This is a genomic window from Bradyrhizobium sp. USDA 3311 (assembly GCF_054062495.1).
The window spans coordinates 4,510,955-4,523,497 of the sequence record NZ_JBSSFI010000001.1; the positions used below are offsets into that span (position 1 = coordinate 4,510,955).

Sequence of the window (12,543 nt, forward strand, 5' to 3'; positions counted from 1 at the left end):
CCGCTCGCCTGCCGTCATCGCGCTCAGGATCTGCGCGGGACGATCAGTGCGAGGCCGAGATCAATCGCGAGCGCCAGGACCGCTGCGCCGCCGCCTAAACCGAACAGCACGAGATAGTCGCCCCCGGTCTGCGCATAGATCCAGGAGAAGCCGTAAGCCGCGGCCGCCTGGAACAGCGCAAAGCTGGTGGTGGCATGGCTCCATGTCGCGCGCTGCTGCTCGGTTGCGTGCGGGACCAGCTCGTGGATTCGTCCGAGCACCAGCGGCACGATGCCGGGCGTGAAGCCGCCGACCACGATGCTCGACACGATCAGCGAAACCGGCGCGGTGCTGACGGTCGGCAGCAGCACGGCCGCCGCCTCGATCAGGAAGGCTGCGCGCAGCGCCGGACCGAAGCCTGACCGGTCGCCAAGATGGCCGGTGACGAGCGGGCCGACGATCGCGCCGAGACCATACAGCACCCAGTAGCGCGATCCCGCGGCAATGCCCTGGCCGAGCCCGCGCGCCACGAAATCGACGATGAACACCATGTGCGGCACCAGCGCCACCGCGTCGAGGCCGTATTGGACCAGCAGCGCGCGGGCCGCCGTCGATGCATGGTGGTGCTTCGCGTGATGCAAAGGCGCAGCACTAGCCTTCGTTTCCGCAGGCCAGTTCCACCAGCTTGCGAGGGTGAGCAGGGCGGAGAGGGCGCCAAGACCATACCAGCTCTGCTGCAGGCCTTGTTGCAGCAGCAGCGGCACCAGCGTGCCCGACGCGGCGACGCCAAGGCCGACGCCCGCGAAGATCACGCCGCCGGCGATGCCGCGCCTCGCGGCCGAAATGTGCGGCAGGATGACGGACGCCGCCAGCACCATGATGACGCCGCCGGTGAGACCCGACAGGAAGCGCCAGGCGAAGAACCAGGAGAACGACACCGGGGCGGAGCTGGCAAAGAAAGAGAGCGTTGCGAGCAGCATCATCGCACGCAACGCGCCGACCGCGCCGACGCGGGTGGCGACGGCCCGGGCCGCGAGTGCGCCCGCAAGGTAACCGGCAAGATTCGCCGCGCCGAGATAGACGACATCCGACGCGCTGAACCACTTTGCCGCGATCAGCGCCGGGATCAGAGGCGTGTACGAGAAGCGGGCGAGGCCAAGTCCGACCAGCGAGGCGGACAAGCCCGCCACCGCATATCGCCAAATCTGCCATGATTCCGATCCCGGCCGCTGATGCGGCCGGGTCTCAACCTGCTGCTTCGTATCTGCGTTGGTCATGTCATCCTCCTGCGCGCTCGATCGCGCGCGGATCATCCAGTCTGGGCGGCGCGGCGACGCCGGAATTCCGGCACGGGCAGGCCGCCCCAGCCCCAATTGTCGGTGTCGACTTCCTCGATCACGACGAAGGTGGAATCGAGCGGCTTGCCGAGCACGTCGAGCAGGAGCTGGCTCGATCCCTTGATCAGCGCGGCCTTCTCTTCCGCCGTGAGCGACGCCGCGCCCGGCGTCGTTCCTTCGCGGGTCACTTGAATGGTGACGATGGGCATGGTGTCTCTCCTCTCGCGCTCAGTGGCCGGCGCTCTGGCCGCCGTCGACATGCAGGATCTCGCCGGTGACGAAGGACGCACCCTCGAGATAGAGCACGGCATCGACGATGTCGGACATCTCGCCCATGTGGCCGACCGGATGCAGCGCGCTGAGCTCGGCATGCGTCGAAACCGGATGCATCGGCGACCTGATGACGCCGGGCGCCACTGCGTTCACGCGGATGCCGCGCCTCGCGTATTCGATCGCGAGCGATTTGGTCGCGGCGTTGAGGCCGCCCTTGCTCAGTGAGGCCAGCACCGAGGGCACGTTGGAATTGGCGTGATCGACCAGGGTCGTCGTGATCTGCACGATATGGCCAGAACCCTGCTTCTCCATCTCGGCGATGGCGAGCTGCGTGATGTTGAAGAACCCGGCGACGTTGGTGCCCATCACCGCCGCGTAGTCCTCGGCGGTGTACTGCGTGAACGGCTTTGCGACGAAGATGCCGGCATTGTTGACCAGCGTGTCGACGCGGCCGAAGCGGGCGACGGCTTGCGAAACCACGCGCTCGGCGGTGGCCCGGTCGGCGATGTCGCCGGGAACGGCGAGGACGTCGTCGTCGCCCGACGGCTTGATGGAGCGCGCCGTTGCGACGACGCGATAATTGCGATCGCGAAAACCCTGGACCAGGGCGGCGCCGATGCCCTGCGATGCACCGGTGATGATGGCGACCTTCTGCTCGATACCCATGACGGACTCCTGTTGTTGGGTTTCAGAACCTGTGCCAGCGGCTGCTGGCCTGCGCGCTGAGGTACGCCGCGGCGGCCCGGCTGCGAATACACGTTGTCCGGCAGACACTGTTACGCGGCGCGAACGAATGCCGGATCGGCCGCGGCGGCGGTTGTCGCGGCGCGGGCGAACGCCTAGCTTGTCACCGGAATTTGATGGTGCGGCGGGAAGCGTATGGATCGTCTGGATGCGATGAAGGTGTTCGTCCTTGCGGTGGACGAGGGCAGCCTCGCCGCCGCCGGGCGCAAGCTCGGCCGCTCGCCGGCGGCGGTGAGCCGCGCCATCGCCTTCCTGGAGGAGCGGGTCGGCGCCGAGCTGCTGCACCGGACGACGCGGTCGATCAAGCTGAGCGAGGAAGGCGAGCGCTATGTCGCGATCTGCCGCCGCGTGCTCACCGAGCTGGAGGAGGCCGACGACTTCGCGGCCGGGCCGCGCGCGGCTCCCCGCGGCCTGCTCACCATCACGGCGCCGGTGGTCTCGGGGGAGATGGTGCTGCGGCCGATCCTCGATGCGTTTCTCGACGCCTATCCGACCGTGTCGGCAAAGCTTCTGCTGTTCGACCGCGCGGTCAACCTGATCGAGGAGGGCGTCGACATCGCGCTTCGCATTGGCCATCTCGCGGATTCGGCGATGGTGGCGATGCGGATCGGCGAGATCAGCCGTGTCGTGGTGGCTGCTCCCCGCTATCTAAAGCAGCATCCGCGCATCACCGAGCCCGGCGATCTCGCCAAGCATCAGATCGTGGCGATGGCGCATCTGCCCAATTCCTGGACCTTCGCGCCACAGGCGGGCTCGTCGGCAGCCCGCACGGTTCAATTCACGCCGCGGCTCGTCGTCAACAGCACCTATGCGGCCGTGGCGTCCGCGGTCGCCGGGCGCGGCGTCGCGCGGATGTATTCGTACCAGGTCGCCGAGCAGGTCGCGCGCGGCGAGCTCGAGATCGTACTGGCCGCCGACCAGGATCCGGAGATGCCCGCGCATTTGATCTGCCCGCAGGGGCGGCTCTCGGTGCCCAAGGTGCGGGCGTTCACCGACTTTGCCGTGCCTCGGCTGAAGAAGCAGTTCGCGCTGCTGAAGAAGAGCATCAATGCGCGCTGAGCCGCTGCGCGCCCGGCAATGCGTTGTTTTGCGTATACGGCTGCCGGGCTGAATCGGCGATGCTGCCCTGACGGTTAACGCGGATTTAACGGATGAGTCCTAGCCTGTCTCGGCCGGGGTTACTCGCAAGGCCGAGGTGAGCCCAATGGAAGCCCAGAAGATCGCGGTCGACGCCGTCGTCGCGCTGACCGATTGCGACCGCGACGCCGTCATCGCGTTCATCCGCAGGCTCTATCTCGCCGGCGTAACCGACCCCAAGCGCCTGACCTTCAAGGGTCTCCAGGCACTGGCGCGGGCGTAGTTCGGCTCGTTTCGGCCGGTTTCAGCCCCAGGTTCCGTACCCCCGCTCTCCCCAGCGTGATTGCAACCTACCGGCGAATATCTTGCCGGTCGGGCCGGCTCGGAGTAGATCACGTCCCCGGCTGGGTCACTCGGGAACTGGGGAAATGCTGAAACAGCTTTTTGCGCCGCAACTCGTCATTCTGTATGTACTCGCGGCATCGACAATCTACGTTCACTTCCGCGGCAAGCAACGGCTGCGCTTCGCGCGCCAGCTTGGCGATCACTCGACCTATCTCGCCCCCTACAATGTGCTGATGTATGCGGGCTCGGCGGTGCCGAACAAGCCGGTGATCCCGGTCGAGCAGTTTCCCGAACTCAAGCCGCTCAGCGAGAATTGGGAGACCATCCGCGACGAGGCCGTGCGCCTGTTCGACGAAGGCTTCATCCGCGCAGCCGCCAAGAACAACGACTGGGGCTTCTACTCGTTCTTCAAGAGCGGCTGGAAGCGGTTTTACCTGAAATGGTACGACGACTTCCTGCCGTCGGCGCGCACGCTGTGCCCGAATACGGTGGAGCTGCTCAATTCGATTCCGAGCGTGCACGGCGCGATGTTCGCGATGCTGCCGCCCGGCGGCAGGCTGGGCGCGCACCGCGATCCCTTTGCCGGCTCGCTGCGCTATCACCTCGGCCTCGTCACGCCGAACTCGAACAAGTGCCGCATCCTGGTCGACGGCGTCGAATGCGTCTGGCGTGACGGCGAGGCCTTCATGTTCGACGAGACCTTCATCCACAGCGCGGAGAACGCGACCGACGTCAATCGCATCATCCTGTTCTGCGACGTCGAGCGCCCGATGAAGTTCGGCTTCATGACCGCGATCAACCGCTGGGTCAGCCATCACATCGTCAAGGCATCGGCGACCCAGAACGTCGACGGCGAAAGCGTCGGCGTGCTCAACAAGGTGTTCGGCAAGCTTTACGAGATCCATCTCGCCAGCCGCAAGGTCAAGGAGTGGAACCGCAACGTCTACTACACGCTGAAATACTCGCTGACGGCGCTGATCCTCGGTCTGATCGTGATGTCGGCGTTGCGGTAAACCGAGGTGCGAATGGTCCCCTTGCCGACCGCGAACACCGAGATAGTGCAATTCTTCCGCCAGTGGCTGGAAACCTTCGCGGGCTATGTCCGTGAGGTCGACTACGCTTCGGCGCGGCCGCTGTTTCATCCCGAGGTGCTTGCTTTCGGCACGCACAACGATGTCATCCCGGGCCTCGACCAATGGGTCTCAACGCAATGGGACAACGTCTGGCCGAAGACGGCCGACTTCCGTTTCGTGCTCGAGCAGACCTCGGTTCTGGCATCCCCCGACGGCGCGATGGCAACCGTGATCGCGCCGTGGACGAGCACGGGCTATCATCCCGACGGCAGCGCGTTTCCGCGTCCGGGCCGGGCGACGATGGTGTTCTCCAAAACCGCCGACGGCTGGCTGTGCGTGCATTCCCACATGTCGCTCAATCGCGGTGTGCCGCAGGCGAGCCACGCCAATCGGCCGGTGAAGGCCCGGTAGATGCGATCCGAACAGAAAAGGCCCCGGACATGTCCGGGGCCTTTTCGATTTCGAGATGTCGTGCAGCCTATTCCGGCTGACCGATCGAGACCTTCAGGGTGCCGACGCCGTCGACGCCGCATTCGAGCTTGTCGCCGGGCTGGAGTTGCGACACGCCGGCCGGCGTGCCCGTCATGATGATGTCGCCGGCGGCGAGCTTCACCTGCTGCGAGAGCTGCCAGATGATTTCAGGCACGTTCCAGATCAGCTCGGTGAGGTCGCCCTTTTGCGCCTCCTTGCCGTTGACCGTGAGCCAGATCTTGCCCTTGGCGGGATGGCCGATCTTCGCGGCCGGCTGCACGGCGGAGCAGGGCGCGGAATAGTCGAACGACTTGCCGATCTCCCACGGACGCTCCTTCTTGCGCGAGGCGATCTGGAGGTCGCGGCGGGTGAGGTCGATGCCGACGGCGTAGCCGTAGACATGGTCGAGCGCCTTGTCGGCGGGAATGTTCAGCCCGCCGCTCTTCATCGCGACGATCAGTTCGACCTCGTGATGCAGGTCCTTGGTTAGCGGCGGATAGGGGATGGTGGCGCCATCGGGCACCAGCATGTCGGCGTGCTTGGCGAAGAAGAACGGCGGCGCGCGCTCGTCATTGCCCATCTCGCGGATGTGCTCGAGATAGTTGCGGCCGACGCACCAGATGCGGCGCACCGGATAGCGGCCGCTTTCACCGACGACGGGAAGCGAAGCCTGGGGCGGAAGCGGGATGACGTAGGAGGCGGCGTTCATGAAGCGGTCTCGCTGCTCTTGGGGTAAAGGGAACTCTATGCGGTTGCGCTGATCGGCGCCAGAGTGCCGGCGTCGTGATGTTGCAACCGGAAGAACGAGGCGTAGCGGCCCGAGCGGCGCAGCAGCTCGTCGTGCCGGCCCCGCTCGACGATCTCGCCGCCCTCGACCACCAGGATGCTATCGGCATGCATGATGGTGTGCAGGCGGTGCGCGATCACGATGGTGGTGCGGTTCTGGCAGAGATGCTCGATCGCCTCCTGCACCTGCTTCTCGGACTCGGAGTCGAGCGCGGCGGTGGCTTCGTCCAGCAGGATGATCGGTGCGTTCTTGACCAGCGCGCGCGCGACCGCGATGCGCTGGCGCTGGCCGCCCGAAAGCTGTGTGCCGTGCTCGCCCACCGGCGTGTCGTAGCCGAGCGGGAAGCTCATGATGAAATCATGCGCGCAGGCCGCTTTCGCGGCATCGATGATCTGGTCTTCGGTCGCGCCCGGCTTGCCGAAGGCGATGTTGTTGCGGATGGTGTCGCGGAACAGATAGACGTCCTGGCCGACATAGGCGGTCTGAGCCCGCAGCGACTTGCGCGAGACCGCGCCGGTCGACTGGCCGTCGATGACGATGTCGCCCTGCGTCACCTCGTAGAAGCGCAACAGCAGCCCCAGCACGGTCGACTTGCCGCCGCCGGAGGGGCCGACCAGCGCGGTGACCTTGCCGGGCTCGGCGGTGAAGCTCATGCGGTTGAGGACGGTCTCGCCAGCGCGATAAGAAAAGCTGACGTCGCGCAGCTCGATCCGCGCGTCCGACAGCTTCAGCGCCGGCTTGTCGTCGTCGGAGTGCTCGCTCGCCGGGCTGTCGACGACCTCCAGCAGCATGCGCGCGCCGACGAGCTGGCTGTTGAGGTCGATGTTGAGCCGCGCCAGCCGCTTGGCCGGCTCGGTCGCCATCAGGAAGGCGGTCATGAACGAGAAGAACGCGCCGGGCGTGGCGTTGAGCGCGACCACGCTGTAGCCGCCGTAAAGGAGACAGCCGGCGACCGCGAAGCCGCCGAGCATCTCCATCAGCGGATTCGACCGGTTGGCGACGCGGGCCATCTTGTTGGCGTTGCGCTCGACGATCGCGATGTTCTCGTCGATGCGCTTCTGCATGGTCTCTTCGAGCGTGAAGGCCTTGACGGTGCGGATGCCTTGCAGCGATTCCTGCATCGTCTCCATGATGTCGGCGGTGCCGGTGAACTGGTTGAAGGCGAGGCCCTTGATGCGCTTGACCAGCTTGCGCAGCACCAGCATCGCCGGCGGCACTGCAACGAGGCCGATGAACGACATCAGCGGGTCCTGCCACACCATCACGCCGATCATGGCGAGCAGCATTAGCAAGTCGCGCCCGATGGCGTTGACCAGCATGTTGAGCACGTCGGTGATGGATTTGGCGCCGGCCGTCAGCCGCGCCAGGAATTCGGACGAATGCCGCTCGGAGAAGAAACCGATGCTCTCGCGCATCAGCTTGGCGAACAGCTGGCGCTGGTTGGTGGCGAGGATCGCGTTGGAGATCTTGGTCAGGATCACCATGTGGCCGTAGGTCGCCACGCCCTTGATGAACAGCAGGATCACCGTGATGCCCGAGAACATCGCGATGCCCGGGATGTTCTTGTCGACATAGGCCTGGTTGATGACCTGGCCGAGCACGTAGGTCGCGCCCGCGGTCGATCCGGCGGCAAGCGCCATCAGCGCGAAGGCGGCAAGGTAACGCCGCCAATAGACGATCCCCTGTTCCGTGACCAGGCGGCGAATCAGGACCGCGGCCGTATAGGGATCGTCGGTGATTTTCTTTGGAAACTGGGCCATCCGTAGTCCATTGACGGCGCAGGACAAAGCCTGCCCGCGCGTCAGGGATCGAAGGGCCTCTGTGCCCGCTAAAGCGAGGTTTTTCAAGCCCAATTAAGGGCTTGCGTCCGGATGGAATCTAGGCCGAGACGGCGTGGCGGAGCTCGCCGTGGCGCTCGCGGTACAGCTTGTCCTCCCAGGCCAGCGCATGGGCTGCGATGGTCTCGAGGTCGTCATATTGCGGCTTCCAGTCGAGCAGGCCGCGGATGCGGCTGGTGTCGGCGACCATGGTCATGATGTCGCCGGGCCGGCGCGGGGCGTATTGCACGGCGAAGCTGCGGCCCGAAACCCGGCGCACCGCGTCGATGGTCTCCAGCACCGAATAGCCGCGGCCATAGCCGCAATTAAGCGTCGTCGAGGCGCCGCCATTGCGCAGGTAAGCGAGCGCCGAGCGGTGCGCCTGCGAGAGGTCCGTGACGTGGATGAAGTCGCGGATGCAGCTTCCGTCCGGGGTCGGATAGTCGGTGCCGAACACGTCGATCTTGGCGCGCTGGCCGGTCGCGGCCTCGACCGCGATCTTGAGCAGATGCGTGGCACCGACGGTGGCAAGGCCGATGCGGGCCTGCGGATCGGCGCCCGCGACGTTGAAGTAGCGCAGGGTCACGTATTGCATGCCGTAGGCGGCGGCGACGTCGTGCAGCATGATCTCGGTCATCAGCTTGGACGAGCCGTAGGGCGACAGCGGCCGCGTCGGCGCGTGTTCGGGCACCGGCACCTGGTCAGGATCGCCGTAGACCGCTGCGGTCGAGGAGAAGATGAAACGGCCAATGCCGCGCTTGACCGCGACGTTGAGCAGGTTGCGCGCAGTCATGAAGTTGTTGCGGTAGTAGCCGAGCGGATCGCGCATCGAATCCGGCACGACCACCGAGCCGGCGAAATGGATGATGCTCTCGATGTTGTGCTGGGCGATCACACCCTCGAGCAGGTTCTCGTCGCCGGCGTCGCCAATGAACAGCGGCACGCCCTCCGGCAGATAGGCGGAGAAACCGGTGGAGAGATCGTCGATCACGACGACGTCCTCGCCGGCTTCCGCCAGCGCCAGGACCGTGTGACTTCCGATATAGCCGGCGCCGCCGGTGACTAGAACAGTCATTGATCTCACCCGTCTTCGAGCAACGCGCCAAGTTAACGTTTGCGCGGTGAAGAGGGGGTTTCGGCGCGGCTGAACTGGTCACTATGCTTAATGTTGCGTATAGGGGGTCCGCTAAACGGAGCGTGACGTGGCGAATCCCCCGGACGATCTGCAAGTGATCGTGCCAAATCTGCACAGGCGCTATTCCGGGGTCACCGCGACCAACCGGATGGTGGCGCCGCGGCTGGCAAGACTGTATCGCGCGGCGTGGTTCGGCTCCGACGCGCCGGAGGGGATCGCGCGCCTGAGCGGTGCCGATTTCCTCAAGCTATGGCGCCGCAAGACGCCGCTGATCTGGCATGCGCGCCGCAACAACGAGATGATCGCCGGCGTCGTGCTGCGCGCGCTCGGCTGGCCGCTGAAGCTCGTGTTCACCTCGGCGGCGCAGCGGCACCACAGCTGGATCACGCGATGGCTGATCCGCCGGATGGACGCGATCATCGCGACGTCGGACATCTCGGCCTCGTTCCTGAAGGTGAAGGCCACCGTGATCCCGCATGGCGTCGACACCGACGTCTATGCGCCGCCGACCGATCGCACGGCTGCCTTCGCGGAAGCCGCGCTGCCGGGCCGCTACGCGATCGGCTGCTTTGGCCGGGTGCGCGCGCAGAAGGGCACCGACGTATTCGTCGATGCGATGTGCCGGCTGCTGCCGCGCTATCCGGATTTCACCGCCGTCATCGTCGGTCAGGTCACGCCCGAGCAGACGCCCTTCGCGAACGAACTGAGGAAGCGCATCGAGGCCGCCGGCCTGCAGTCGCGCATCGTCATCACCGGCGAGCTGCCGATCGAAGCGGTGCAGCGCTGGTACCAGCGGCTGACGATCTATGCCTTCACCTCGCGCAATGAGGGCTTTGGCCTCACGCTGATCGAGGCGATGGCGGCCGGCAGCGCGCTGGTCGCCGCGCGCGCCGGTGCGGCCGAGCTCGTGGTGGAGGATGGCGTGACGGGCGTGCTGATCCCGACGGGCGATGCCGATGCGCTCGCAGCGGCGCTCGAGCCGCTGATGCAGGACGTCACGGCGGCCACTGCGATGGGCGAGCGCGGACGGGCGCGGGTGCTTGCAAAGTTCAGTCTCGATGCCGAAGCGGCGCGGATCGGCGAGGTCTATCGGCCGCTGCTCTGAGGCGCCGCTGTCGCGTCCCCAAACAAAAACCGCGAAAACAACCCCATGCACAGTAGCCGGTGCCATCGGAATCAATGGCTTGGCGGCGGGGTCGCCGCGCTGCGGATTTTACGAAGCCGATTTGACTCGTCGGGCAAGACACTGGCAGGATGTCATCATCGGCGCAGCCCCAATGGCCTCAAGTCGTAACGCGCGCGCTCGCCTCACTCAGCACCCTTTGCGCGATCGCCACCACCTCCGACGCCGCGATATCGCGCATGCAGCGATGGTCGTTCATCTTGCAGATGGTGCTCTGGCAGGGCTGGCACGACAGGACGCTCTTGTCCTGGACCAGGGTCGCGGCAAGGCCGTTGAGGGGGGCCCAGAGGTAGGGGCTGGTCGGGCCGAAGATGCCCATGGTGGGCGTGCCGAGCGCGGCTGCGATGTGCATCAGGCCGGAATCGTTGGAGATGGCAACGCCCGCCGCGGCCATGGCCAGCACGCCGTTGCGCAGGTCCGTGCCGGTGAGGTCTCTCACCCCCCGGCCGCCGGCCGCGACGATCTCCTGGGCGAGGCCCTTTTCCGCCGGGCCACCGACCACCCAGACCTCCAGCCCGCGCTCGACCAGCAAGCGGGCGGCCTCCGGATAGTAGGTCCAGCGCTTTGAGACGCCGACCGAGCCGGGGGCAAGCGCCACGGCTGCCCCGGCGCTGAGGCCATTGGCCTGCCGCCAACGGACGATGTCCTCGGCCGGGACCCGCAATTGCGGCACCGGCCATTCCGGGGGCAGGGGCGCGCCGTCGGGCTGGGCCAGGGCGGCGTTCTTGTCGATGAAGCGGGGCAGCTTTTTTTCGCCCCAGCGCCAGCGGTTGAGGAGGCCGAACCGGAACTCACCGACGAAACCGACCCGCTCGGGGATGCCGGCCAGCGCGGGCGCGATGGCCGCTTTCCAGGTTCGGGGCAGCACCAGGGCCGTGCCGTAGTTCCGCTCGCGCAGGAGCTTTGCCAGGCCGAACTGGCGGCCAACGGCGAGCCGGCTGCGCGGCAGGTCCCAGACGATGCCAGCGCGCACGCCGGGCATGTAGTCGACCAGCGGGGCGCACAGGGACGTGGTCAGGAGATCGACCGGCCGGTTCGGCCAGCGCTCTTTCAGGACCCGCACCACGGTGTGATTTCGGACGAAATCGCCGATCCACATGTAGGGAACGATCAGGATCGGGCGGGTGTCGCTCCGATCTGCGCTTCCACTAAGTTGCGAATCTCTGTTCATTCGTTAATAGGACCGACGGCGAGCTGATGTGGCGGTTCGGTTAGCCGCTCCGGGCCGGCAGGTAAAGCCGGGAGAGCGCTGGTCCCAAAATGCTTACACTTTGGCAAATGATGCGCTACGGCAGGGATCGGGCCGCAAACATCGGGCAGGGTAGTTGGAATGTTGCTGGTGACCGGCGGAGCCGGTTTTATCGGGTCGAATGTCGTGGCTGCGTTGAACGACGCCGGCCGCAGCGACGTCGCCGTCTGTGATTTCCTCGGCACCGACGGCAAGTGGCGCAATCTCGCCAAGCGCCAGCTTGTGGATATCGTCCCCCCGGCCGAGCTGTCCGACTGGCTGAAGGGCCGCAGGCTCGACGCCGTGATCCATCTCGGGGCGATTTCCGCGACCACCGCGACCGACGGCGACCTCGTGTTCGAAACCAATTTCCGCCTCTCCATGCGCCTGCTCGACTGGTGCACGGCGAATGCGGTGCCGCTGATCTACGCCTCCTCGGCGGCGACCTATGGCGACGGCGAGACAGGCTTTGACGACGACGCCTCGGTCCTTGCGCTGAAAAAACTTCGGCCGATGAACCTCTACGGCTGGAGCAAGCATATGTTCGATCTCGCCGTAGCCGAACGGGTCGCGCGCGGCGAGAAGCTCCCGCCGCAATGGGCCGGCCTGAAATTCTTCAACGTGTTCGGCCCCAACGAGTACCACAAGGGCTCGATGATGAGCGTGCTGGCGCGGCGCTTCGACGACGTCAAGGCGGGCCGCGTCGTGCAATTGTTCAAGTCGCATCGCGAAGGCACTGCCGACGGCGACCAGCGCCGCGATTTCATCTATGTCGACGACGTCGTGCGCGTCATCATGTGGCTGCTGGCAACGCCCTCGGTGTCCGGGCTGTTCAACGTCGGCACCGGCAAGGCGCGCAGCTTCAAGGATCTGATGCTGGCTGCCTATGCGGCGCTCGGGGCGAGGCCCAACATCGAATATATCGACATGCCCGAACAGATCCGCAACAGCTATCAATACTTCACCCAAAGCGAGGTCGATCGCCTCTGCCGCGCCGGCTATAACGGCGGCTTCACGACGCTCGAGGATGCGGTGAAGGCCTATGTCGGGGATTATCTCGACCGGCCCGACCGCTTCCGCTGAGGCTCCAGGAT

Annotated in this window: 13 protein-coding genes; 6 read left to right on the forward strand and 7 right to left on the reverse strand. The window is 65.9% G+C overall.

Annotation, left to right across the window (positions count from 1 at the left end):
• Positions 1 to 23: 23 nt before the first annotated feature.
• Genes ACVWW6_RS21350 through ACVWW6_RS21360 form a run of 3 tightly spaced genes read right to left on the reverse strand, consistent with a single transcriptional unit; the run spans position 24 to position 2,255 of the window.
• Positions 24 to 1,256, reverse strand: coding sequence for an MFS transporter (locus tag ACVWW6_RS21350; RefSeq protein WP_271553685.1), 1,233 nt, complete (start codon positions 1,254 to 1,256; stop codon positions 24 to 26).
• 32 nt (positions 1,257 to 1,288) lie between these two features.
• Positions 1,289 to 1,525 carry a tautomerase family protein gene (locus ACVWW6_RS21355; protein WP_028173203.1) on the reverse strand — a complete coding sequence of 79 codons (237 nt, stop codon included), beginning with the start codon at positions 1,523 to 1,525 and terminating at the stop codon, positions 1,289 to 1,291.
• Between the two features lie 19 nt (positions 1,526 to 1,544).
• A complete protein-coding gene (locus ACVWW6_RS21360; protein WP_110116677.1) occupies positions 1,545 to 2,255 on the reverse strand; it encodes an SDR family NAD(P)-dependent oxidoreductase in 711 nt (236 codons plus the stop codon).
• Positions 2,256 to 2,468: 213 nt separating this feature from the next.
• Here ACVWW6_RS21360 and ACVWW6_RS21365 point away from each other — a divergent pair, with 213 nt between their 5' ends.
• The 4 genes from ACVWW6_RS21365 (at position 2,469) to ACVWW6_RS21380 (ending at position 5,239) form a co-directional block, all read left to right on the forward strand.
• Positions 2,469 to 3,392: a LysR family transcriptional regulator gene (locus tag ACVWW6_RS21365; protein WP_271553681.1), complete on the forward strand. Its 924-nt coding sequence runs from the start codon at positions 2,469 to 2,471 to the stop codon at positions 3,390 to 3,392.
• A gap of 145 nt (positions 3,393 to 3,537) precedes the next feature.
• Positions 3,538 to 3,693 carry a hypothetical protein gene (locus ACVWW6_RS21370; RefSeq protein ID WP_165448167.1) on the forward strand — a complete coding sequence of 52 codons (156 nt, stop codon included), beginning with the start codon at positions 3,538 to 3,540 and terminating at the stop codon, positions 3,691 to 3,693.
• Between the two features lie 145 nt (positions 3,694 to 3,838).
• Positions 3,839 to 4,768: an aspartyl/asparaginyl beta-hydroxylase domain-containing protein gene (locus ACVWW6_RS21375; protein ID WP_456681363.1), complete on the forward strand. Its 930-nt coding sequence runs from the start codon at positions 3,839 to 3,841 to the stop codon at positions 4,766 to 4,768.
• A gap of 12 nt (positions 4,769 to 4,780) precedes the next feature.
• Positions 4,781 to 5,239: a YybH family protein gene (locus ACVWW6_RS21380; RefSeq protein ID WP_162603656.1), complete on the forward strand. Its 459-nt coding sequence runs from the start codon at positions 4,781 to 4,783 to the stop codon at positions 5,237 to 5,239.
• A gap of 67 nt (positions 5,240 to 5,306) precedes the next feature.
• On the opposite strand, the gene ACVWW6_RS21385 is transcribed toward ACVWW6_RS21380, so the two are convergent.
• The 3 genes from ACVWW6_RS21385 to galE form a co-directional block, all read right to left on the reverse strand.
• The gene (locus ACVWW6_RS21385; protein WP_110116673.1) at positions 5,307 to 6,008 is read right to left on the reverse strand and encodes a fumarylacetoacetate hydrolase family protein; all 702 of its coding nucleotides are present in this window, start codon (positions 6,006 to 6,008) and stop codon (positions 5,307 to 5,309) included.
• A gap of 35 nt (positions 6,009 to 6,043) precedes the next feature.
• Complete coding sequence (locus tag ACVWW6_RS21390) at positions 6,044 to 7,846, reverse strand: ABC transporter ATP-binding protein (protein ID WP_271553676.1); 1,803 nt, start codon at positions 7,844 to 7,846, stop codon at positions 6,044 to 6,046.
• 118 nt (positions 7,847 to 7,964) lie between these two features.
• The gene (gene galE / locus ACVWW6_RS21395; RefSeq protein ID WP_028173210.1) at positions 7,965 to 8,978 is read right to left on the reverse strand and encodes a UDP-glucose 4-epimerase GalE; all 1,014 of its coding nucleotides are present in this window, start codon (positions 8,976 to 8,978) and stop codon (positions 7,965 to 7,967) included.
• Positions 8,979 to 9,105: 127 nt separating this feature from the next.
• Between galE and ACVWW6_RS21400 the strand changes: the two genes are divergently transcribed.
• Complete coding sequence (locus tag ACVWW6_RS21400; protein WP_271553673.1) at positions 9,106 to 10,143, forward strand: glycosyltransferase family 4 protein; 1,038 nt, start codon at positions 9,106 to 9,108, stop codon at positions 10,141 to 10,143.
• A gap of 178 nt (positions 10,144 to 10,321) precedes the next feature.
• Here ACVWW6_RS21400 and waaF read toward each other — a convergent pair whose 3' ends face one another.
• Positions 10,322 to 11,392: a lipopolysaccharide heptosyltransferase II gene (waaF, locus tag ACVWW6_RS21405; protein WP_271553671.1), complete on the reverse strand. Its 1,071-nt coding sequence runs from the start codon at positions 11,390 to 11,392 to the stop codon at positions 10,322 to 10,324.
• A 159-nt stretch (positions 11,393 to 11,551) separates the two neighbouring features.
• Between waaF and rfaD the strand changes: the two genes are divergently transcribed.
• Entirely contained in the window at positions 11,552 to 12,532 is a 981-nt protein-coding gene (gene rfaD / locus ACVWW6_RS21410; RefSeq protein WP_271553669.1) for an ADP-glyceromanno-heptose 6-epimerase, read from the forward strand.
• Positions 12,533 to 12,543: the final 11 nt, after the last annotated feature.